Origin of the sequence: Nocardiopsis sp. MG754419, from assembly GCF_018207095.1 — a bacterium.
Lineage (GTDB): Bacteria > Actinomycetota > Actinomycetes > Streptosporangiales > Streptosporangiaceae > Nocardiopsis.
The window spans coordinates 1-21338 of sequence record NZ_QOCZ01000067.1; the positions used below are offsets into that span (position 1 = coordinate 1).

Here is a 21338-nt window from a genome sequence, read left to right on the forward strand (position 1 = left end):
GGGGATCCGCGTGGCGGGGCTCTCTCTTTCGCCTTGAGATAGTGATGGCTCACTTTCGAAAGCGTTCCGCCACCCGGTCGCACCCATCGGCAAAGACCCCGCACGAAGGACGCCGCGGTGCGGTCGGGACACGACCGGCCCCGGACGCCGCACCCCGATACCGACGACCCACCGAGGAACCGCCTCGGCGACGACGAGACAAGGACACCCGAGGATGAACGCACCCACCGTGCTCGTGACCGGAGCCACCGGAACCATCGGGTCCGCCCTGGTCCCCGAACTCCGGGCCCGTGGCGCCACCGTCCGCGCCATGACCCGCAGCCCCCTGCGGGCGGTTCCCGACGTCGAGAACGTCATCGCCGACCTGAAGGACCCGGACGCGGTCGCCGCCGCGCTCGAAGGCGTCGACGCGGTGTTCCTCAACAGCCCCTCGGAGGAGGGCGCCGCCGCACTCCAGATCGGGTTCGCCGACCTCGCCCACAAGGCCGGCGTGCGCCACCTCGTGCTGCTCTCGCAGTACGGCGCGCGCACCGACTCCCCGGTGCGGTTCCTGCGCTGGCACGCCGAGGTCGAGGAACACGTCGAGCGGCTCGGCCTGGGCCACACCGTCCTGCGCCCCAACCTCTACATGCAGGCGCTGACGGCCTTCGCCGGAACCATCGCCCAGGGGTGGTTCGGCGCGCCGATCGGGGACGCCGCCGTGAGCGCGATCGACACCCGGGACATCGCGGGTTCGGCCGCCGCGGTGCTGACCGGAAAGGCGCGCGGCGGTGGGGTCCACACCCTCACCGGGCCCCGGGCCGTGACCCACCACGAGATCGCCCACGCGCTGTCGGAGGCCACCGGGCGGGACGTCGTGTTCCAGGACGTGCCCGCCGAGCGGTTCGCCGGCGCGCTGGCCGGACTGATCCCCACCTGGCAGCTGGAGGGCCTCGTCGAGGACTACGCCCACTACGCCCGGGGCGAGGCGGCCGAGGTGCACACCTCCGTCACCGACCTGACCGGACGCCCCGCACGCGACATCACCGACTTCGCCCGCGCGCACGCGGACGTGTTCACCCGGGTCTGAACGGCGGGAACGGCAGCCGGAGCAGGGTGGTCCGGGGGTCCACCGCCGCCGCGCGGCGCCCCGCCGGACCACTCGCGGTCCCCGGTGGGAGACCGGAGGAGCGTCGCACCCCGCACCGACCGAACGTGGTGGACATCGGGGGCCGCCACGTTCGGTCGGTGCGGGGCACGCCGAGGCCGGGCCGGACGAGCGCGTCGGCCCGGACCTGCCGCGGGACCGTCCGCCGACCCCGCGCCCTCCGTGGCCACGGACACGTGCCCCACGGGTGCGAGGACCGGCGGTGTCGGGCCGTGGGGGAGGATCGCGTCCGAGACGCCGGCCGTGGTGCCCTCCGGTGCCACCCCGGGAGACCGATCGCGGACCGGTCGGGCGCGCCTCCGCGTCGGCGGAACGGAAACGTCCCCGCACTGTCCTAGGCTCTGGAGCCATGGGTATGGAGAGTTCCGCGGAGTCACCGCAGCCGGTCCGGGCCGTACTCCAGGCGGTCGGGGGATGGGTCGACCGGTTGGGGGCGATCTGGGTCGAGGGTCAGGTCGCCGAGCTGAACTCGCGTGGCCGGATGAGCTACCTGACGCTGCGCGACCCGGTCGCCAACGCCTCGGTCCGGGTCATCTGCGAGACCGCGGTACTGCGCCGCCAGGACCCGCCACCCGGCCCCGGCGACCGCGTGGTCGTGCACGCCAAACCCGACTTCTACCAGCTCAGAGGTACGTTCTCGCTGCGCGCCCGGGAGATCCGGCACGTCGGCATCGGGGAACTGCTGGCCCGGCTGGAACAGTTGCGCCGCACCCTCACCGCGGAGGGCGTGTTCGCCGCCGAGCGCAAGCGTCCCCTGCCGTTCCTGCCCAACACCGTCGGCCTGGTCTGCGGCCGGGACTCGGCGGCCGAGCGCGACGTTCTGGAGAACGGGCGTCGCCGTTGGCCCGCGGTGCGCTTCGAGGTGAGACCCGTGGCGGTGCAGGGCGACCGCGCCACCCGCGAGGTCATCGACGCGCTGCACGACCTGGACGCCCACCCCGACGTCGACGTCATCGTGATCGCGCGCGGGGGCGGGTCCATGGAGGACCTGCTGCCCTTCTCCGACGAGGCGCTGGTGCGCGCCGTGGCCGCCGCGGCCACGCCGGTGGTCAGCGCCATCGGGCACGAACAGGACACCCCGCTGTTGGACCACGTCGCGGACGTGCGGGCCTCGACCCCGACGGACGCGGCCAAGAAGACCATCCCGGACGTGGGTGAGCAGCTGGAGATCATCCGGCAGCTGCGCGACCGCGGCCGCAGGGTGATCGGCGGCGGGCTGGAGCGCGAGCGCACCTGGTTGGCCGGGATCCGGGCCCGACCGGTGCTGGCCGACCCGGTGCGCGAGACCGAGCGTCTGCTGGACCAGGTGCTGGAACTGCGCGACCGCGCCCGACGCAGTCTCACCGTGTCGTTGGACCGGGCCAGGGAGGCCCTGGGCCATACCGAGGCCCGTCTGCACGCGCTGTCCCCGGCCACCACGCTGGCCCGCGGGTACGCGATCGTCCAACGCGAGGACGGTGCGGTGGTGCGCTCGGCGACCGAGCCCCGGCCGGGGGAGCGGCTCCGCCTCCGCTTCGCGGAGGACGGCCTGATCACCACCGTGGACGAGGTCGACACCGACGTCACCGACGGAGCCGGTGCGACCACGGAACCGGAGGGGACTCCCGCCGAGACGCCCGTGAAGAAGAGCACGGCGAAGAAGAGCACCGCGAAGAAGAGTACGGCGAAGAGGTCGCCCGCGAAGAAGGGCACGGCCGCCGGGAGCACCACCCGCCGCGGCCCCGCGAAGAAGGACCCGGCGCCCGAGCCCGGGGCCGACGAGGCGACCACCAACGACGACACCGAGGGGGAGTAGGCATGGCCGACACGAACGAGGCCCCGGAACTGAGCTACGAGGAGAGCCGGGAGGAGTTGAACAACGTCGTCCGCAAGCTGGAGTCGGGCGGGCTCACCCTCCAGGAGTCCCTGGCCCTGTGGGAGCGCGGCGAGGAACTCGCGCGCACCTGTGAGCGCTGGTTGGAGGGGGCCCGGGCCAAGCTGGCCGCGGCCATGGACGAGCGCCGGGACGACGGTGCCGAGGACCCCGACACCCCGTTCTGACCGGGGTGGGTCCGCCGCGTTCGCGCCCGGCGCGGGTGAGGACCGCCCGGAACGCCCACCGCGGGGTCACCTGCGGCCGTTGAGCTCCTCACCCAGGGTGCGCAGGTTACCGGGCAGACCACGGAAGACCGCGATGACCAGGACCAGCGCCGTGCCCAGGAACAGCCACGGAGCGACCTCGGCCAGGCGGGAGGCCAGCCCCAGGGCCAGCATCCGCGCGAAGCCGTCGTTGCCGGCGGCGAGCACGCTCTCGGCGCCGACGACGGCGACGAAGTAGGCGATGGGCGGGCTGACCGACAGCGACAGCAGGTCGGCCGGACGGACCAGGGCGGCGGTGGCCAGGCAGGCCGCGGTGAAGGCGATACCGGGAACCGCCGGGGCGGAGACCAGGGTGGCGATCATCGTTCCGGCGAAGCTGCACAGGACGATGATCAGTACGGCGCCGCGTCCGGTCAGGCGGGGCGGCCGGGCTCCCCCGTGAGGGGCGGGCCGACCGGCGGGGCTCCGACCGGGGGCGGCTCTCTCGGTGGTCGCGGTACGGGGTTCCGTCGGGTTCGACGCGCCCCGGCCGTGACCCTTGGGGCGCACGAAGTAGGGAGCCTGTCCGGGCTCCGGGCCGTCCGACTTGCGTGGGGGCATCGTCGTACGCCTCCCCAATGTGTTACTCACAGTGTTCAGTGTGTCACTTCTCGTGAAGCTTCGCGGGTCTTTCCTGGGATCGTGTCGTCATTTCGGCCACTTGCCCGATCCGGGACTTAAGCGGCTTCCACCCCTTGGACGTCGGGATCACCCCACCTGGTTCTGGTCGGTTACGGAAGCTTGACCGATTCGTCACCCTCCGTGGGCCGCCCCCGGGTTCCGGTTTGGGGCTTGCCCGCCAGGTCGTTACCCACACTCCGAATACTGTCTGTATCGCCAGTTTTCGAGCTGAGCGCTCCCTACATGTCCGATTCGGCGTGGACCGGTCCGTTCTCGCTCAGCTCGGGGGCGGACACTCCGCGCGGCCGCTCCTCCAGCCCGGACAGCCGATCCAGGTCGCCGTCCACCAGGCCCAGGTCCTCGAACCGTCGCGCCGTCACCAGCACCCGGCTCTCCAGGGATCCCACCGTCTGGTTGTAGGCGGTCACCGTCCGGGTCAGCGCCCGACCCAGCCCCTCCACGTGGCCGCCCAGCGTCGACAGCCGGGAGTGCAACTGCTTGCCCAGGTCGAACACCTCGCGCGCGTTCTCGCTCAACGCCTCCTGCTGCCAGGCGTACTGGGCCGTGCGCAACAGGGAGATGAGCGTGGTCGGCGTCGCGATGTGCACCCGGCGGGTCATGGCGTCCTCCAACAGCCCCGGGTCGCGCTCCAGGGCCGGCGCGAGGAAGGCCTCCCCGGGGATGAACAGCACCACGAACTCCGGTGACGGAGTGAAGGACGTCCAGTACGACTTCGCGGCCAACTGGTCCACATGGGTGCGCAGGTGCTTGGCGTGCGCGTGCAGCCGCTCCTCCGCCCCGGGCCCCTCGCCCGCCTCCACCGCGTCCAGGTAGGCGGCCAGCGGCACCTTGGAGTCCACGATGATGTTCTTGCCGCCGGCCAACCGCACCACCATGTCCGGTCGGTGGGCGCCCGCCACCGCCTGCTCCTGGAAGTCGCAGTGCGCCGCCATCCCGGCCAGCTCCGCGACCCGGCGCAGTTGCAGTTCTCCCCACCGGCCGCGCGCCTCGGGCCTGCGCAGCGCCGTCACCAGGGACTGGGTCTGGTCGCGCAGGCGTTCGGAGCCCTCGCGGACCAGGTCCACCTGCTTGGCGAGTTCGGCGTGCGCGGCGGCCCGTCCGGCGTCCACCTCCCGGAGCTGGGTCTCCACCCGACTCAGGGTCTGGGTGAGGGGTTCCACCATGCGTTCCACCGCTCGGCGCCGCTCGTCCAGGTCGCCGCCGGCCTCGGCGCTGACCGCCCGCAGCCGCCCCTCCGCCAGTTCCAGGAAACGCTGGTTGGTCTGGTCCAGGGCCTGGGCGGACAGCGCCCGGAACCGGTCCGCGAGCTGTTCCTCCACGTAGGCGGCGCGATCCTCCGCCGCCCGTGCGTCCGCGCGGGCCTGGGCGTCGCGCCCGCGGGCCAGGGTCCATCCCACCGCGACGCCGATCGCGATACCGATGAGGAGCATGAGTACGAGTGCAAGGCCGTCCATGGTGCCCCATGTTCTCGCAGAGACCCGGCCGATGTGGTTGATGGCGGCCGTTTTCCTCGGAGCGTCCGACCGGCCCGCGGATTTCTCCCGGACACCGGGTGGGTGCGCGCCCCGGGGCGACCGTGAGGTCACTCCGGGGCGCGCACCGCCCGAATCGGGACGGGGCGCCCGGAGCCCCTCGGCTTCAGGTGTCCTCGGGCGCGTTCGCCGCCACGCGGCACACCCTGAGGGCGGCGCGCCACTCCTCCAACGAGCGCCAGAACTCCGCCGGGGGGTCCTCCGGCGTGAGCAGCCACATGCGCTCCCACGCGGGGGAGGCGCGCCCGGAGATCTCGGTCCGGGCCTCGTAGGGCGGGTCTCCGGAGATCGGGAACCACCGGTAGTCCAGGGGCTCCATGAGGGCCATGAGGCGTTCCTCGACGCCCCGGTCCGGTCGGACCTTGACGAGCACCCAGGGGCGGTGGCGGCGCAGGACCTCCAGGCCCCCGGCCACCACGTCGGACTCGCTGCCGGCGGTGTCGACCTTCACCACGGAGGGGCGGGTGCCGGCGGTCTCGTTCCACCGCGCCAGTGTGGTGGCCCTGACGGTGACGTGGTGGAGGCCGGGGCGGACGTTGCGCACCAGCCGGTTGCACATGTCGTTGTGCAGGGCCCGGTGCAGCAGGGCGGTCCCGGTGTGGTTGGTCAGCGCCAGGTCGACCACGGTGAAACCGAGTCGTGCGGAGGACGACACGGACCGCGCGGCCGAGGCGAGTTCGGGTGCGGGTTCGAAGGCGAACACGGGGCGGTGCGAGCGCGCGGCCGCGAGCATCGCGTACACGCCCACCCCCGAGCCCACGTCCAGGACCGCCCCGGGCGGGGTGTGGTCCAGGGTCGCCAGGAAGCAGGCGATGCTGTCGGGTTCGTGGTGCCCCAGCCCCCGCGCGGCCAGCCGACGGGGGACCGTCAGGTCGCCGGGCAGTCGGAGTTCGACCCGGTCCGGGCCGATCCCGCGCCGGTCGCCGGCGACGCGGGGAAGGCGGAGGGAGAAGTGACGGTGCCGGGGCGGGACGCGGGACGGATCCAGTCCGCCGAGTCGTCTGGGCAGGCGGACACGGATCCGCCGGGTGGCGAACCGGACGATCGGGTAGCGGCGCACGAGAGCGCGCAGTTGGTCGTGGACCACAGTGTCCTCTCCCCCCAGGAAGGGTGCCGTGACGGCTCCGGCCGGGTCCCCCCGAGGTCCGAGGCGTGCGCGTGCTCGGACGTCTCCGCTCCCCGCCCGAGGTGCCCGGCTTCGTGTTTCGAACCTACTCTGTGTAGCGATATCAGCGCACTGTGTTTTCATGATTGTTCCGGGTCCACGCCCACCCGCCGGGCCGCATACACTCTGAGCTTGTGAGTCTGTCTATCGGGATCGTCGGCCTGCCCAATGTCGGCAAGTCCACCCTTTTCAACGCGCTGACCAAGAACGACGCTCTGGCCGCGAACTACCCGTTCGCCACCATCGAGCCCAACGTCGGAGTCGTGGGCGTGCCCGACGCTCGGCTGGGGAAGCTGGCCGAGATCTTCGGTTCCGCGAAGATCCTTCCGGCGACGGTGGACTTCGTGGACATCGCGGGTATCGTGCGCGGCGCCTCCACCGGTGAGGGCCTGGGCAACAAGTTCCTCGCCAACATCCGCGAGAGCGACGCCATCTGCCAGGTCATCCGGGCCTTCGAGGACGCCGACGTCACCCACGTCGACGGTGACGTCGAACCCTCCCGCGACATCGAGACCATCAACACCGAACTGATCCTCGCCGACCTCCAGACCCTGGAGAAGGCGATCCCGCGCCTGGAGAAGGACGCCAAGCGCAACGCCAAGGACAAGGACTCCCAGGAGCTCCTCGCGGCCGCCCGCGCCGCACAGGGGATCCTCGACGAGGGAACCTCCCTGTCCCAGGCCGAGGGCGTGGACCTGGACCGGCTGCGCGAGCTGAGCCTGCTCACCGTCAAGCCGTTCATCTACGTCTTCAACCTCGACGGAGACGAGCTCGCCGACGAGGCGCTGCGCACCAAGCTTCAGGAGCTGGTGGCCCCGGCCGAGGCGATCTTCCTCGACGCCAAGATCGAGGCGGAGCTGGCCGAGCTGGAGGACGACGAGGCCCAGGAGCTGCTGGAGTCCCTCGGGCAGACCGAGTCGGGCCTGGCCCAGCTCGCCCGGGTCGGCTTCGCCACGCTCGGGCTTCAGACCTACCTCACCGCGGGCCCCAAGGAGGCGCGCGCCTGGACGATCAAGCAGGGTGCGACCGCCCCCGAGGCCGCCGGTGTCATCCACACCGACTTCGAGCGCGGCTTCATCAAGGCCGAGATCGTGTCCTACGACGACCTCGTCGGCGCCGGTGACATGGCCACGGCCCGCGCCGCCGGCAAGGTCCGCATCGAGGGCAAGGACTACGTGATGTCCGACGGCGACGTCGTGGAGTTCCGCTTCAACGTGTGATCCCACGCGGGGGCGGTCCGAGACCTTCTCGGGCCGCCCCCGCGGCGTGTCCGGCCCCGGGTCTCACCGGGGCCTCCGGTCCGGGGAGCCCCCCGGCCGGCTCAGGCCGGGCGGAGACGCAGCGCGTCCATGCCCCCGTCCACCGCCAGGCACACCCCGACCGTCGAACGGTTCGCCGGATCGGCGAGGTAGGCGACCGCGCGCGCCACCTCCTCGGCGGACACCAGGCGCCCGTGCGGCTGTCGGGCGGTCAAGGCCGCCCGTTCCGCGGCCGGGTCGTCGGCGGAGTCCAGGAGTCGGGCCACCCAGGGCGTGTCGGCGGTGCCCGGCGCGACGCAGTTGACCCGGACACCCTCCCGGACGTGGTCCGCCGCCATCGCCCGGCTCAGGGCCAGCACCGCCCCCTTGGTCGCGGAGTACAGGGCCCGTTGGGGCAGGCCGGCCGTCGAGGCGATGGAGGCGGTGTTGGTGATCGAGGCGTGCGCGGACTCCCGCAGCCGGGGCAGGGCCGCGCGGGCGACCCGTGCCATCCCGACCACGTTGACGTCCAGCACCCGAAGCCACTCGTGGTCGTCGTTGGCGGCCACGTCGCCCTGCGCACCGATCCCCGCGTTGCTCACGACGATGTCGAGCCGGTCGTCGGGGCCGGCCGCGTTCGCCACCGCACGTCGCACGGAGGCGTCGTCACCGACGTCGCACTTCTGCCAGCGGTGACCGTGATCCCCCCGCTCCGGGTCGAGGACGACCACGTCGGCGCCCTCCTCCGCGAGCAGGTCCGCCGTGGCCAGCCCGATCCCGGACGAGCCCCCCGTCACCACCGCCCGCAATCCTTGGAAACGGCCGCTCATCGCGCCTCCTCCCAGGACCGGTACACCTGGCGTTGGCGCCCCAGGCCGTCGATCTCGACCTCCACCACGTCACCGGAGCCCAGATAGGGGAACCGGCCGGAGACCGCCACGCCCTCGGGTGTGCCGGTCGAGACCACGTCACCCGGTTCGAGGCGCATGTACTGCGACAGGTCACGGACGATCTCCGCGCAGTCGAAGATCATGTCCGAGGTCCGCGAGTCCTGCCGGGGCGTTCCGCCCACCCACGAACGCAGCCGGACGTCGGCGGGGTCGAAGGCGTCGGGGGTGACCACCCAGGGGCCCAGGGGCATGTAGCCCGGGCTGCACTTGCCCTTGCTCCACTGCCCGCCGGACTCCTCCAGCTGGAAGGCCCGCTCGGACAGGTCGTTGGCGAGCACGAAACCGCCCACGCACGCGGCCGCCTCCTCCCTGGAGGAGCAGTAGGCTGCCGGCGCACCGATCACCAACGCGAGCTCGACCTCCCAGTCGGTCTTGCGCGATCCCCGGGCCAGGGTGACGGGATCGTCCGGACCGGCGAGCGTGTTCGGCGTCTTGAGGAACACGATGGGGCGCGGGGGAGGAACGGCGCCGGACTCCGCCGCGTGCGCGGCGTAGTTCTGCCCGATGCAGACGACGGCCGAGGGCCGTACGACGGGGGCGCCGTAGCGGTCGTCCCCGCCCTCCCAAGGACGGAGCCCTCCGGCATCCGCCGCTTCCCGCAGTCGGCGAGGACCGTCCGTGGCCCAGAACCCGGGATCGAAGTCGCCCACCGGGCGCGCGTCCCACAGGGTTCCGTCGATCTCGGCGACCGGGACCTCCCGCCCCGGGGCACCGCGACGCATCAGTCTCATGCTTCCTCCTTCAACAGGCCCCGGGACCGCAGCTCGGTCCAGAACGCTTCGGGGACGGGGGTGGCGAACAGGGAGTGGTCGGTGTCGATCTCGGCGGCCGTGCGGGCCCCCACGGTCACGTTGACCACCGCGGGATGCCTGCCGGGAAAGGCCAGCGCCGCCGCGGGCAGGCGCACCCCGTGCCGGCGCGCGACCCGTGCCAGGGCCCGCGCACGAGTGCGGACCGCCGTCGGTGCCGGGGCGTACTCGTACCAGGCGTCCTCGGGCGGGTCGTCGTGGGCGAGCAGCCCGGAGTTGAACACGCCCACCGCGACCACGCCCACGCGGTGGTCGCGGCAGGCGCGCATCAGCCCGGCCGGTTCCTGCTCCAGGAGGGTGTACCGCCCGGCCGCCATGACGAGGTCGGGGGCGCTCTCGACGACGAACCGCAAAAGCGTGGCGGTGTCCTTGGACCCCACCCCCCAGGCAGCGATCACGCCCTCGTCCCGCAGCCGTTCCAGGGCCGGGACCGCCTCGCGCAGCGCCTGGTCGCACCGGTCCTCGTCCTCCTCGGGATCGTGGATCCACACGACGTCGACGCGATCGGTCCCTAAGCGTGCGAGCGACCCCTCCAGTCCGCGCAGGACCCCGGACGCCGAGTAGTCGCGCTCGCGCGTGAGGGTGTCCGGAACGGCGAACCCCTGGGCCAGGTCGCTGCCGGTGGGCCGAGGGTGGGGCCGGAGCAGCCGCCCGACCTTGGTGGCGAGCACGTAGTCGTCCCGCGGGCGCCCGGTCAGGGCCTGGCCCAGGCGCCGTTCGGCCAGCCCGAGACCGTAGTGGGGCGCGGTGTCGAAGAACCGGGTCCCGCGTTCCCAGGCGGTGTCGACGACCGCCGCCGACGTGGCGTCGTCGACCTCGCGGCCGAGGTTGCCCAGGGGCGCCGTGCCCAGCCCCAGCCGCGTGAACGCAACGTGCGGTGGGACGCCCCCGCGCGCGGGCGCGGGCGTCACGGTCGCCTCCGGTAGAGGGCCGAGGCGTTCCGGTGCGCGACCCGCGCCCGATCATCTTCGGGGACGAGGTCGAGCACCCGCCGACACCAGTCACGCCGGGTCCGGCTGACCGGCCGGTCGCCGCCGACCACGCAGCGCTCCGCCCCGAAGACCGTGAGGGCGTGGCCCACGACCTCGTCGGTGACCGCGTCCAGGGTGGTCGCGTCGCCCGCCTCGGCCGGCAGCCCGGAGAGCTTGCAGTGCACGTGGGGCAGAGCGGCCAGTTCCCCCAGGTCGCGCGCCCAGCGACGCAGCGCGGCGGGGTCGTGGACGGGCGGCTTGCCCATGTGGTCCAGGACCACGGTCGCCCCGTCGAGGCCGGCCACCAGGGCGGTGAGCGCGGGGAGTTCCCGGGCACGGACGCAGGCGTCGAACGGGAGCCCCCGTTCGGCCAGATGGCGCAGGCCCCGGGCCAGTCCGGGGCGGTCGAACAGGCCACGGTCCTGGAGCAGCCGCCGGACCCCCACCACCCCTTCCCGGTCGGCGAGGCGATCGATCTCCCCAGGGGCGCCGTCCTCCTCCAACGCCGCACTCGCGACGACGCCGAGGACCCGGGTGTCCGCGCGGGCGAGATCGAGGAGCCAGGCGGTCTCGTGGTGGCGGTCGTCGGCGTCGGCCTCCACGAGCACGTAGCCGCGGGGGCCGTCCTCGTCGGGGATCGGGGAGCGCGCGGGGAGTCCGGCCGCGTCGAGCCAGGAGATCGCGAACGCGTGCGTGTCCCAGGTGTGCAGGTGCGTGTCGATGATCACGGGGCGGCCACCGTCGGGCGCGGGTCGCCGGTGTCGTCGGGGCGGGCGGACTCGGGGACCCGGGCGGCGTGGTCCAAGGTGATGTGCACCACCATCGCACTCCTTATTCATCTGATGTATTTGAGCCTAGCCTGGGAGAGAGCACCGCCATCGACCCGGGTCGCCCCGGCACGGACTGGACGAACCCATGAGTGAAGACACCGCCCCGCGTCGCGAACCGGAGACCCGGCCCTCCCTGCACGACGTCGTCGTGCAGGGGATCCAGGACATGCTCGTCTCGGGAGAGGTGGGGCCGGGGGACCGGCTCCCGGTGGAACCCGTGCTCGCCGAACGTTTCGGTGTCTCCCGCAGTTCGCTGCGGGAGGGCGTGCGGGCCCTCGTGGCCATGGGGGTGCTCGTGACCCGGCAGGGTTCGGGCACCCAGGTCACGTCGCTGGACCCGCACCTGCTGCTCCGACCCCTGGTGTTCTGGTCCGGTCTCCAGGGCGAGGAGTCCAGCCACGACGTGCACCAGGTGCGCAAGGCCCTCGAGGTGGAGGCGGCCGGCGAGGCCGCCCTGCGCCGCACCGAGGAGGACGTGGCGCGCCTCGGCGCGATCCTGGACGCCGCCGAACCGGCGATCGGGGCGCTCGACCACACCGCGGCGATGGACCAGGACCTCCTCTTCCATAGAGGACTCGCCGACGCGGCCCGCAACCCGGTCCTGGGCGCCCTCATCGACGCCCTGGCCCGTCCCACCCTGCGCATCCGCATGTGGCAGGCGATGCACCGGACCGGGCGCCTGACCGCCGCCCACCAGGAGCACCGGGCGATCCACGCGGCGGTGGCGGCGGGCGACCCGGTGGCCGCCCGCGCCGCGATGTACACCCACATGGCCCAGGTGGCCGCGCACCTGGACGGCTGAACGCGTCAGGACGCGGGCCCCGCGTCGACCGTCTCGGTCCGCCGGTCCCGTAGGACGTACACCCCGTATCCGACGATGACCAGGAAGCAGCCGGTCACCACGAGGAAGCTGAGCCGGGCCGAGGACACGTCGACGATCCAGCCGTGCAGGAGCGGGACGAGCGCGCCACCGACGATCGCCATGACCAGACCGGCCGCCCCGTACTTGGTGTCCTCCCCGACCCTCTCCAGGGCGATGCCGTAGATCGTCGGGAAGAGCAGCGAGATGCAGGCGCTCAGCAGGACCAGGCAGACGGCGCCGACCAGGTTTCCGGTGGTGACCGTCACCAGGGACAGGACCACCCCCAGCGAGCACATGAGCGTCATGAGCCTGCGCGCGTCGAAACGGCCCATCAGGGCGACCATGACGAACCGGGAGACCAGGAAGACCAGCAGGGACGCCTGGAGCCAGCGCCCGGCCGTCGTCTCGTCCGCGCCCAGGTTCTCCATGACGTAGTGGATGGTGAAGGTCCAGATGCAGGTCTGCGCGGCGACGTTGAAGAACTGCGCCACCACCCCGTACGAGTAGCGCCGGTTGCGGAGCAGACGGACGAACCGGGACCCGGACATCCCGCCCGGCGACCCGGAGGCGCGGGTCTCGCCGACGGGGACCTTGGTGAGCGCGATCGACGCGGCGATGACCAGGTAGAGGACGGCCAACCCGACGTAGGGCCCCATGACGGCGGTCAGTTCCGCCGACCGCATCGTCTCCAGTTCGCTCTGGGACAGTGCGGCCCGTTCCTCCGCGCTCGCGGGGTTGACATGGGGCAGGATGAGCACTCCCGCCAGGAGGACGCCCAGGTTGGAGCCGACCGGGTTGAAGGCCTGCGCGAAGTTGAGCCGTCGAGTGGCCGTGCGCTCGGGACCCATCGCCATCACGTACGGATTGGCCGAGGTCTCCAGGATCGACAACCCCGCGGCCAGCGTGAACAGGGCCAGCAGGAACATCGAGTAGGTCATCACGTCGGCGGCCGGAGAGAAGAGCAGGCCACCGCCCGCGGCCAGGACCAGACCGATGAGCACGCCGCCTTTGTAGCCGAGCCGGGAGTTGATCCAGGCGGCGGGCAGGGCGAGGGCGAAGTAGGCGCCGTAGTAGGCGAACTGCACGAGCGAGGACTGGAACACGCTCATCGAGAACACCGAGCCGAACACGGCGACGAGCGGGTCGGTGAGGTTCCCGGCCAGCCCCCACGCGGCGAAGCAGGTGACGAGCAGGACGAAGGGCAGGCGCATCCGGGGATGGAGGAAGGAGGTGTCGGGCCGTCGCGCTGTCGATGACGAGGGGGTGTCGGGCTGGGGCACGGTGGGCTCCTGCGTCGATGTGCCGGGCAGCGGACCTGAGTTCATCAGACGAATCTGGCTACGGCGGCGATCCTAATTCATGGAATCGCACATGACGAGGGGCGCATTCGAGGGAATTCGACGCGGGGTCGTGCCCGTGCGGCGCTACCGGGTCGCGCGGGCGCGCGCCGCCCGGACCCGCGGCCGGGCCGTCAGGCCCAGCACGATGAGGGTCTGCGCGGCGATGTAGGTGCTCATCACCCAGAACCCGTTCAGGGGCGGGTTCCAACCGGGGGCGAAGGCGCTCAGGGCGATGAGCGCGTCCGAGACCAGGAAGAGGGCGCCGCCCACCGCCACCCACGGGCCCAGCCCGGTGGCCAGCACCGCCATCGTGCCCAGCACGAGTCCGTACGACAGCACGGGGATCAGGAGCTCTCCGGCGTGGGGTGCGCACACCCCCACCAAGAGCACCACGGTCCCCACGTAGGGCGTCAGGAGCCACCGTCGCCGGTGCAGCACACTCACGGTCCGGTGAGGCCAGAAGGCCACCACGTACACCACCTGGGCCACCAGGAAGAACCCCGCCATCAGCAGGAACCCCGTGTCGCCGGACGCGAACGCGGGGGCGGTGTCGCCGAGCCAGGAGAACACCAACGCGACCATGGCCAGGCAGAGGAGGCGGCTCCGCGGTCGCCCCGTGGCCCCGGCGACCACCAGCATCAGGGCGGGCATGAGGAACGCCTGGGTCGGTCGTGACCACTCGTCGATCCCGAGCAGCCGCACCGCGAGATGGGCCACCGCGAGCACGGTGAAGAGGGCGAGCAGGACGCGAGGAAGGGTGCGGCGGGGGATCATTCGGACATCCTAGGGCGAGGATCCGGGCCCGCCCGTGGCCGCCGTAGCCCGCTCACGGGTCGGGGGAGCCTTGTGGGTCCGGTCGGGTTCCCCCGACCCCCAGGGCCACATCTTGCTCTCCAGCGGGTGACTAATCCCTTTACGGTCTGGCCAGAAATGCGTCTACCTGCATCTCTACAGAGATGCTTCCGTGGATAATTGACGCATTATGACCCATTTGTGCGGTTCTCTCCCAGGGGTCAATGTGCTCTCTTCGGGGAAACGCGGACTCGCCCTGGGCACTCCCAACCCGCACAATGCCTCACTATAGGGATGGGGTAGACAAGGGCATGACCGGAGCGTCGGCGTCAACGTCGGTGCGCAACTGTGTTCAGGAGGCGGGGATGGCCAAGGTGCGTGACCGGGCCGACGACGACCACGATCTCGACGCCCCGCGCACCCGCACGTCGCGCGCGGGCTCGGGCGGCCGGTGGTGGGTCGGTGTGGGACGCGTCCTGCTGTGGGCGTTCATCCTCGTCGTCGTCTTCAACGGCATCTGGTTCCCCATCCGCAACGGCTTCTCGCTGCCCTCCGCCTCCTCGGCCGAACCCGACACGGCCGAGACCACGAGCTTCCCCGAGACCTCCGCCGCCGCGTTCGCCCTGCGCTTCGCCGACGCCTACCTCGACACCTCCGACCCCGAGTCCCGTCAGAGCGCCCTCGCCGCGTTCGTCCCCGAAGGCGAGACCGGCGCGCTCAACCTGCCGGCCGACAGCCTCACCGGCACCAACCTCACCGTCGTCGCCGTCGACGTCATCGACGACCACAACGCCCGTGTGGTGGTCCGCGCGGACGTCAACGGCGAACCCATGAGCCTGCAGGTGCCCGTCTACAGCGACGACGACGCCCTGGTGCTCTCCGGTCGCCCCGCGCTGATGGCCGCCCCCGCCCAGGCGGCCCTGCCGGAGGGCGTGTCCTACGAGACGGACGAGCAGGCCGCGGAACAGCTCACGGACACCCTGTCCGGGTTCTTCGAGGTGTACGCCGAGGAGGCCGGACACCTCGATCGGTATGTGGAACCCGGTGTCACCATCGCCCCACTTCCGGCGAACACCCTGGAATTCAACGAACTGTCCGATATCACGGTGCCATCCCGGTCCTCGAACGGCGATGATGACGTACGACAGGTGTCGGCCACCGTGGTCTGGTCCCTCCCCTCCGGGGCATCGGCGGAAGGCGGGGGCGAGGCCGGTCAGATGGTGCAGAACTACCTGGTCACGGTCGTCGACTCGGGCAACGAGTGGTACGTGCGTGACATCCAGGGCGCCCCACACTCGTTCGGCGGGTGACGGGGCCAGTAGGCAAGGAGACGAGAAGGACCATGCGCACACCAGTAACGACACCGGAGGGAGGTGCCTGACATGCTCCCCCTGTTGTCCTCCACCGCCGACGCCATGACGGCCCTCGGTGGCACGGAGTTCCTCCACCTGGCGGTCGACACCCCCACCGAGAACGCCCCCGACACCGGTGGCCTCGCGGAGTTCCTGCGCGGGTTCTTCGGCCCGCTCTTCCTCGTCATCGTGTCCATCGTCGCGATCTTCTTCCTGTTCACCAGGGAGATCACCCGATTCGCGCAGTTCATGATCCTGGCGATCTTCATCGGGATCGTCTTCTACGTCCCCGGCATCATCGAGGTCATCGCGGTGGCGCTCGCCCGAGCGATGGGCGTACCGACGGAATAGGCGAGGGAGGCCGGAAAACGTGGATCTGCCCACGTACACCAACATCTGGCGTATCGAGAAGCGGCTGTACAAGCTCTACGATTTCCGGCTGCCCATGCCGCTCCCGGTCGGTACCTTCGGTGTCGCCCTGGGCGTCTTCGCCCTCTGGGTGGTGCTGCTGAGCCTGGTCAGGGCCCCGTTCGAGTTCGGCAACGGCTGGCACCTGGTGCTCTGGGTCGTGCCGCCCGGGGTGATCACCGTGCTGGCCACCCGGCCGGTGATCGAGGGCAAACGCCTCACCGAACTGCTCATCTCGCAGGCGCGTTTCCTCACCGAAGCGCGCGTGTACACACGGATGGCTCCCGAGTACGAGCCCGCCCGGATCCGGGTCGCGGTACGCGTGTGGCACCGTGACCCGGACGCCGGGCCGCTGCCCCTGCCCCGTGGGGCCCGTCGGGCCCGGGTCGAGGAGGAGTCGGCGCGGTCGGTCGTGTCCGAGGCCGCCGTGGCGGAGGTCCCGGTTCCCGAGGTCTCCGAGGAGGAGCAGGCCCTGCGGGCGGCCCGGGAGGCCGCCCCGCCCCTGCGCGGCGTGGCCGCGCCCGAACCGGCACCGGCGTCGGCGACGGAACCCGCACCGGCACCGGCGGCGGAGCCCGAACGGGAACCCGTGACGGCGACCGCCGAGGAGCCCGAGACGGAGTTCGACCCCGACGACGCCGTCGAGTACATCCCGGCCCGCAGGGTCCCGGTCTCCGTCGGGGCCGAGACCGCGCGGTCCGCGGAGCAGGAGACCGCGGAGGTGGAGTCGGCGCCGTCCGCCCTGGCCTCCGTGCCGCCCTCCGGCCGGGACGAGGAGGAGGGACGTCCGCGCCCCAGGGTCGGACGCCGGATGCTGAACTACTTCGGCTTCGCCCTGCCCGCGGGCGAGGGCGGGGAGGCGACGTCCGTCGAGGAACGCGGTGACGCCCGTCTCGGCGACGCCGGGGACGGTTTCGACGAACCGCTCCACGCCACGGAGGAGGACGAGCAGCGCGACCGTGACGCGTGGTTCGCCCGGCTGAAGGCCTCCTCGGGGGAGACCCCCGTCGGTCTGACCGCCAAGAGTGCCTCCACGTCGAGTGACACCGGGGCGATGAGCAGCGCCGAACTCGCCGACGCCGTTGACCGGGACGCCGAGACGACGGCCTCCCGCCGGCTGCGCGGACGCGTTCAGGGCATCCAGGTGGCCCGGGACCTGGCCGGCCGTCGTGAACGCGGGGTCGAGCCCACCGACGTCACCGAGGACACCCGTGTGACCGACGCCCCCGAGCGTGCCCGGGAGGACGCCCCCGAGCGTGCCCGGGAGAACGCCCCCGAGCGTGCCCGGGAGAGGGTCCGCCCACCGGCGGAGAGCCCCCGCGCGCAGGGTCGGGCGTTGCCGGCCACCGGGCGGGAGCAGGCGCCGCCCCGCCGCAAGGGTCGTCCGCACGCCTCGCCGTGGGAGTTGGACAAGCCCGCGAACCGGAACGACTACCCGGACCTGTCGGACTACGCGGCCCGGTTCGCCGAGGCCACCGGCCGCCCGTCCCCGGTCGGCGAGGTGGCCTCGGCCCCCTGGTCGCCCCCGGCCTCGGCCGCCCCGGAGAAGTCGGGCGGTACCCAGGAGGGCGCCGAGGGGCGAGAGAGCGTCGAGTCCGCTCTGCCCTCGGGCGGGGTGGAGACGCCCGAGAACACCGCGTCCACCGCGTCCGTGGAGACCCCCGAGCGTGAGGTGCCCGCGGGCACCTCCCCGAGCGCGGAGGCCGCCGAGGCGGCGCTCCCGGTCCGGACCCCCGGGTCCGACGTACGTGGTGGGTCCGACGGGCCTCACGAAGGCGCCGGGACCACCGAGGCCGAAGCACCGGCCCCCGCCGAGGGCACCGCGCCCGAGGGTTCCCCAGGGCCGGCCGAGCACGCCGCCGCCGTCCGTGCGCCCGAGGACACCGAGATCGCCACGCCCGCCGAGCAGGCCGCTCCCACGGCCACCGAGGACTCCGGCGTGCCCGTCGCGGCGGCCGAGCCGGTCCGGGCCGACGCGCGCACCACGGAGGTCGAGGACGGCGACGCCGTCGCGGCCGACGGATCGGACGTCTCCGGGAAGGACGTGGGCACCGCCGAGCACGGCGCGCCCACCGTGGACGAGCCGGCGGGCGAGGACGGCGGTGACGCGGAGCGCATCGGCCGCACCGAGGCCGGACCTCAGCGCTCCCACGCCGCACGGCCGTTGCCGCGCGGTGTGGAACTGGACCACGGCACCGGTGAGCAGAGCGACCACATGTCCGTGCTCGACCGGCACCTGATCCAGGCCGACACCCCGGCGCCGCCGCGGCCCAAGTTCGCCGACGCGGTCCCCACCGTGGAGCGGTCCCCGGAGGCGGGCGACCCCTCCGACTGGTTCGACGACGGCAAGCGCCGCCACCCGGACCAGCCGAAGATCGGTGACAAGGACAACCCGGTGATCCCCGTCAGCGAGCTCCGGGAGGAGCGCCGCAGGCGGGAGCGCGAACAGGACGACGCCCGGCGGGCCGCGGAGGAGGCCGCCGAGACCCGCTCCGAACCCGCCAAGCCGGCCACCCAGTTGGATCACGGCACCGGCGAGCTCGTCAGCTTCGTCGAGGTCCGTGAGGAGCCCACCGCCAGGCCCGCCGGCGGTTCCGAGGCCACGCCGAAGCGGGCCGCGCCGGAGCCCGATGCGGTGCGGCGCACGGAGTCCGAGCTGTCCGAGGCCGAGGAGGCCGCGCTGTCGGCCCGACGTCGCGGCCCCGGGAAGGACACGGCGGGGGAGACCTCCACCGACGCCCCGGCCGAACCGTCGACCGCCCACGACCCCCACGACGGGGTGTTCCATCGCGTGGCGCACAACGCGCGGCGCATCGGGCAGCTGTTCGGCCAACCGGTGCCCGGCGAGGAACCCGAGCCGCCCGCGGCCCGCCCGGCGCCCCCGGCGCAGGCACCCGCACCCGAGCCCGAGCCCGAACCCGAACCGGCCAAGCCCGGTCTAGAGCTGGACCACGGCACCGGTGAACAGGTCCGCCTGACCGAACCGGCTCCGGCCACCGAGGTGGCCTCGGTGGACTCCGGAGGCACCCGCGGATGGCGCAGGCTCGCCAAGGTCGTCACCGGCGGCACCGCGCCGGTCCGCTCGGACCTGCCGCCCGCCGACATCGAACGGCTGCGCGCCCCGATGGCGGGACCGCGTTCCCTGGTGGTCCTGGGCTGCACGGGAGGTGCCGGACAGACCGTGACGGCGCTGATGGTCGGTCACACCCTGGCCGAACACCGTGACGACCGGGTGGTCGCGGTGGACGTCAACCCCGGCCCCAACGGCCTGTCCCGGCGGGTGGGCGCCCAGGCCCCCGAGACCCTCACCGCCCTGCTGGCCAACGCCGACGCCATCGACGAGTACGAGCGCATGCGCGCCTACGCGGGGCGTGCGCGGACCGGTCTGGAGGTCGTGCAGACCCTGGACGACCCGTACGTGCAGACCCTGGACGACCGTGACTACGGGCAGCTCGCCGACCTGCTCGGCTCCTTCTACGGGATCAGCCTGCTGGACCCGGCGGCGACCGGGGTGGCCCGGGCGCTGCCGGTCGCCGACGGGTTGGTGCTCGTCGCGCCGGCCAGCGCGGACGCCGAGAGGGCCGTGTCCATGACCTTCGAGTGGCTGGACGGCAACGGGTACGCGGCCCTGCGCGCCAACGCGGTGTTGGTGGTCAACGGGGTGAGCAAGCGCAGTCTGCCCGACGTGGACGCCGCCGAGCGGGTGGCCCGTGGGCGGTGCCGCGCGATCGTGCGGATCCCGTGGGACGACCACCTGGGCGCGTCCTACACGAAGATCGACGTGGGGGCGCTCAAGCCCGCGACCAAGCGCGCCCACGGGGCCTTGGCCGGGGTCCTGGTCAACGCGCTCGAACCCGCGCCGCAGCACTGAGGCCGGCGCCTCTCCCGATCCACCGCGTGCACGCGTGAGGCCCATCCCTTCCGTGGGGATGGGCCTTGCGTGTGCGTGTGGTCCGGGCCGCGCCGAACGTCGTCGTGCGCTCAGGCGGCCCCTACCGTGTCGGCGTCGTCAGCGTCCGACCGGGGTGGTGTCCGAGGCGCCCAGGAAATCGGGCCGCGCCGTGTACGCGCTGAACGGCTTGGTGCAGGCGTTCTCGACGCTGTTGAAGACGATGAACACGTTGGACCGCGGGAAGGGCGTGATGTTGCCACCGGAACCGTGCATGCAGTTGGAGTCGAACACGGTCACGTCGCCCGCGGAACCGGTGAGCACGTCGATGCCGTGGCGTTCGGCCAGCAGCGAGAGCGACTCCTGGTCCGGCGTGCCCACGTGCTGGCTCTTGAGCGAGGCCCGGTAGTGGTTCTCGGGTGTCTCGCCCACGCACGAGACGAACGTCTTGTGCGAGCCCGGCATGATCATCAGGGCGCCATTGTGCGAGTAGTTGTCGGTGAGCGCCACCGAGAAGCTGACGGCGCGCATTCTGGGCATGCCGTCCTCGGCGTGCCAGGTCTCGAAATCCGAATGCCAGTAGAACGAGCCGCCACCGAAACCGGGTTTGTAGTTGATACGGCTCTGGTGCACGTACACGTCGCTTCCGAGAATGCGGCGTGCACGATCCACCAGACGCGGGTCGTTGACGAGGTCGGAGAAGACCTGGCTGATCTTGTGCACCTCGAAAACGGACCGCACCTCGTCGGAGGTGGGTTCCACGACGACGCGCTCGTCCTCGCGCAACGCGCGGTCTTCGCCGAGACGCCGGAGTTCGGACCGGTAGGTCTCCGCCTCGTCGGCGGTGACCAGTGATCTGGCCTGCGTGTATCCGCGTCGTTCGTAGTCGCTCAGTTCGTCGGCCCCGAAGGTGCCGTTCTCCGCGCCGGGCCACACGACGGGGTCGCGGCGGTAGAGCAGGCAGGGCTCGGGAGCCTTGCGGGTCGGGTAGTCGTCCGCGGTCGGAAGATCCATTTGCAGAGTCATGCCGTTCCCCTCGTAGAGGGTCGCTCCTCTCACTTCTGTGCGGTTTCTCGTACGGGATGCGAACGTAACAAATTCACGCGAAGATCGTGCCCAGCGGTTTTGTGATCATTTGTTTACTGGTCGGACATCTGGGTATTACTGGTCTACTATATGGGCGGAAATAAGAAAAAAGAGGATGGTTGCTTCGGATACGACCTGCGGTGGGTCGGGGTGCGGTGGGGTTCGCCTGCGGGGGGACGCCCGGGGTGATCGACCGGTCGACCCGGG

18 protein-coding genes are annotated in these 21338 nt (G+C 72.1%); 8 read left to right on the forward strand and 10 right to left on the reverse strand.

Annotated elements, in window-relative coordinates:
* The first annotated feature begins 214 nt into the window (after positions 1 to 214).
* The 3 genes from DSY14_RS14665 to DSY14_RS14675 all read left to right on the forward strand — a co-directional run bounded on the left by DSY14_RS14665 (position 215) and on the right by DSY14_RS14675 (position 3187).
* Entirely contained in the window at positions 215 to 1069 is an 855-nt protein-coding gene (locus DSY14_RS14665; protein WP_211717109.1) for an SDR family oxidoreductase, read from the forward strand.
* A gap of 427 nt (positions 1070 to 1496) precedes the next feature.
* Complete coding sequence (gene xseA, locus DSY14_RS14670; RefSeq protein ID WP_211717110.1) at positions 1497 to 2942, forward strand: exodeoxyribonuclease VII large subunit; 1446 nt, start codon at positions 1497 to 1499, stop codon at positions 2940 to 2942.
* A gap of 2 nt (positions 2943 to 2944) precedes the next feature.
* Complete coding sequence (locus DSY14_RS14675; protein ID WP_211717111.1) at positions 2945 to 3187, forward strand: exodeoxyribonuclease VII small subunit; 243 nt, start codon at positions 2945 to 2947, stop codon at positions 3185 to 3187.
* Between the two features lie 66 nt (positions 3188 to 3253).
* On the opposite strand, the gene DSY14_RS14680 is transcribed toward DSY14_RS14675, so the two are convergent.
* The 3 genes from DSY14_RS14680 to DSY14_RS14690 form a co-directional block, all read right to left on the reverse strand.
* Complete coding sequence (locus DSY14_RS14680) at positions 3254 to 3826, reverse strand: DUF6542 domain-containing protein (protein ID WP_211717112.1); 573 nt, start codon at positions 3824 to 3826, stop codon at positions 3254 to 3256.
* A 299-nt stretch (positions 3827 to 4125) separates the two neighbouring features.
* Positions 4126 to 5361 carry a DNA recombination protein RmuC gene (locus DSY14_RS14685; RefSeq protein WP_211717113.1) on the reverse strand — a complete coding sequence of 412 codons (1236 nt, stop codon included), beginning with the start codon at positions 5359 to 5361 and terminating at the stop codon, positions 4126 to 4128.
* 184 nt (positions 5362 to 5545) lie between these two features.
* A complete protein-coding gene (locus DSY14_RS14690) occupies positions 5546 to 6526 on the reverse strand; it encodes an FkbM family methyltransferase (RefSeq protein ID WP_211717114.1) in 981 nt (326 codons plus the stop codon).
* 212 nt (positions 6527 to 6738) lie between these two features.
* On the opposite strand from DSY14_RS14690, the gene ychF reads away from it, so the two are divergent.
* Positions 6739 to 7824, forward strand: a complete 1086-nt coding sequence (ychF, locus tag DSY14_RS14695) for a redox-regulated ATPase YchF (protein ID WP_211717115.1) — start codon at positions 6739 to 6741, stop codon at positions 7822 to 7824.
* 101 nt (positions 7825 to 7925) lie between these two features.
* Here the strand turns inward: ychF and DSY14_RS14700 are convergent, their stop codons facing one another.
* Genes DSY14_RS14700 through DSY14_RS14715 form a run of 4 tightly spaced genes read right to left on the reverse strand, consistent with a single transcriptional unit; the run spans position 7926 to position 11300 of the window.
* Entirely contained in the window at positions 7926 to 8672 is a 747-nt protein-coding gene (locus DSY14_RS14700; protein WP_211717116.1) for an SDR family NAD(P)-dependent oxidoreductase, read from the reverse strand.
* Positions 8669 to 9523: a fumarylacetoacetate hydrolase family protein gene (locus tag DSY14_RS14705; protein WP_211717117.1), complete on the reverse strand. Its 855-nt coding sequence runs from the start codon at positions 9521 to 9523 to the stop codon at positions 8669 to 8671. Before DSY14_RS14705 ends, DSY14_RS14700 begins: the two co-directional genes overlap by 4 nt.
* A complete protein-coding gene (locus tag DSY14_RS14710) occupies positions 9520 to 10512 on the reverse strand; it encodes an aldo/keto reductase (protein WP_211717118.1) in 993 nt (330 codons plus the stop codon). Before DSY14_RS14710 ends, DSY14_RS14705 begins: the two co-directional genes overlap by 4 nt.
* On the reverse strand, positions 10509 to 11300 hold the full coding sequence (locus DSY14_RS14715) for an amidohydrolase (RefSeq protein WP_211717119.1): 792 nt from the start codon (positions 11298 to 11300) through the stop codon (positions 10509 to 10511). Before DSY14_RS14715 ends, DSY14_RS14710 begins: the two co-directional genes overlap by 4 nt.
* A gap of 187 nt (positions 11301 to 11487) precedes the next feature.
* Here DSY14_RS14715 and DSY14_RS14720 point away from each other — a divergent pair, with 187 nt between their 5' ends.
* Positions 11488 to 12204 carry a FadR/GntR family transcriptional regulator gene (locus DSY14_RS14720; protein WP_211717120.1) on the forward strand — a complete coding sequence of 239 codons (717 nt, stop codon included), beginning with the start codon at positions 11488 to 11490 and terminating at the stop codon, positions 12202 to 12204.
* A 5-nt stretch (positions 12205 to 12209) separates the two neighbouring features.
* On the opposite strand, the gene fucP is transcribed toward DSY14_RS14720, so the two are convergent.
* Together fucP and DSY14_RS14730 are read right to left on the reverse strand one after the other, a co-directional pair.
* On the reverse strand, positions 12210 to 13589 hold the full coding sequence (gene fucP, locus DSY14_RS14725; protein ID WP_211717121.1) for an L-fucose:H+ symporter permease: 1380 nt from the start codon (positions 13587 to 13589) through the stop codon (positions 12210 to 12212).
* A 99-nt stretch (positions 13590 to 13688) separates the two neighbouring features.
* Entirely contained in the window at positions 13689 to 14378 is a 690-nt protein-coding gene (locus DSY14_RS14730) for a lysoplasmalogenase (protein WP_211717122.1), read from the reverse strand.
* Between the two features lie 383 nt (positions 14379 to 14761).
* Between DSY14_RS14730 and DSY14_RS14735 the strand changes: the two genes are divergently transcribed.
* The 3 genes from DSY14_RS14735 to DSY14_RS14745 all read left to right on the forward strand — a co-directional run bounded on the left by DSY14_RS14735 (position 14762) and on the right by DSY14_RS14745 (position 20027).
* Positions 14762 to 15706, forward strand: coding sequence for a conjugal transfer protein (locus tag DSY14_RS14735; protein WP_211717123.1), 945 nt, complete (start codon positions 14762 to 14764; stop codon positions 15704 to 15706).
* A gap of 72 nt (positions 15707 to 15778) precedes the next feature.
* Positions 15779 to 16099, forward strand: a complete 321-nt coding sequence (locus tag DSY14_RS14740) for a hypothetical protein (protein ID WP_211717124.1) — start codon at positions 15779 to 15781, stop codon at positions 16097 to 16099.
* Positions 16100 to 16118: 19 nt separating this feature from the next.
* Positions 16119 to 20027, forward strand: coding sequence for a TcpE family conjugal transfer membrane protein (locus DSY14_RS14745; protein ID WP_211717125.1), 3909 nt, complete (start codon positions 16119 to 16121; stop codon positions 20025 to 20027).
* A 138-nt stretch (positions 20028 to 20165) separates the two neighbouring features.
* On the opposite strand, the gene thpD is transcribed toward DSY14_RS14745, so the two are convergent.
* Positions 20166 to 21071 (reverse strand): ectoine hydroxylase, encoded by a 906-nt coding sequence (gene thpD / locus DSY14_RS14750; protein WP_211717126.1) that lies wholly within the window; start codon positions 21069 to 21071, stop codon positions 20166 to 20168.
* Between the last annotated feature and the right edge of the window lie 267 nt (positions 21072 to 21338).

Bases quoted from the DNA above. Each gene is read 5' to 3' on its own strand.
- fucP (WP_211717121.1), bottom strand. From the start codon at position 13,589: ATGAACTCAGGTCCGCTGCCCGGCACATCGACGCAGGAGCCCACCGTG.
- DSY14_RS14700 (WP_211717116.1), bottom strand. From the start codon at position 8,672: ATGAGCGGCCGTTTCCAAGGATTGCGGGCGGTGGTGACGGGGGGCTCG.
- DSY14_RS14675 (WP_211717111.1), top strand. From the start codon at position 2,945: ATGGCCGACACGAACGAGGCCCCGGAACTGAGCTACGAGGAGAGCCGG.
- DSY14_RS14705 (WP_211717117.1), bottom strand. From the start codon at position 9,523: ATGAGACTGATGCGTCGCGGTGCCCCGGGGCGGGAGGTCCCGGTCGCC.
- DSY14_RS14680 (WP_211717112.1), bottom strand. From the start codon at position 3,826: ATGCCCCCACGCAAGTCGGACGGCCCGGAGCCCGGACAGGCTCCCTAC.
- DSY14_RS14740 (WP_211717124.1), top strand. From the start codon at position 15,779: ATGCTCCCCCTGTTGTCCTCCACCGCCGACGCCATGACGGCCCTCGGT.
- DSY14_RS14720 (WP_211717120.1), top strand. From the start codon at position 11,488: ATGAGTGAAGACACCGCCCCGCGTCGCGAACCGGAGACCCGGCCCTCC.
- DSY14_RS14665 (WP_211717109.1), top strand. From the start codon at position 215: ATGAACGCACCCACCGTGCTCGTGACCGGAGCCACCGGAACCATCGGG.
- DSY14_RS14735 (WP_211717123.1), top strand. From the start codon at position 14,762: ATGGCCAAGGTGCGTGACCGGGCCGACGACGACCACGATCTCGACGCC.
- DSY14_RS14730 (WP_211717122.1), bottom strand. From the start codon at position 14,378: ATGATCCCCCGCCGCACCCTTCCTCGCGTCCTGCTCGCCCTCTTCACC.
- DSY14_RS14685 (WP_211717113.1), bottom strand. From the start codon at position 5,361: ATGGACGGCCTTGCACTCGTACTCATGCTCCTCATCGGTATCGCGATC.
- xseA (WP_211717110.1), top strand. From the start codon at position 1,497: ATGGGTATGGAGAGTTCCGCGGAGTCACCGCAGCCGGTCCGGGCCGTA.
- thpD (WP_211717126.1), bottom strand. From the start codon at position 21,071: ATGACTCTGCAAATGGATCTTCCGACCGCGGACGACTACCCGACCCGC.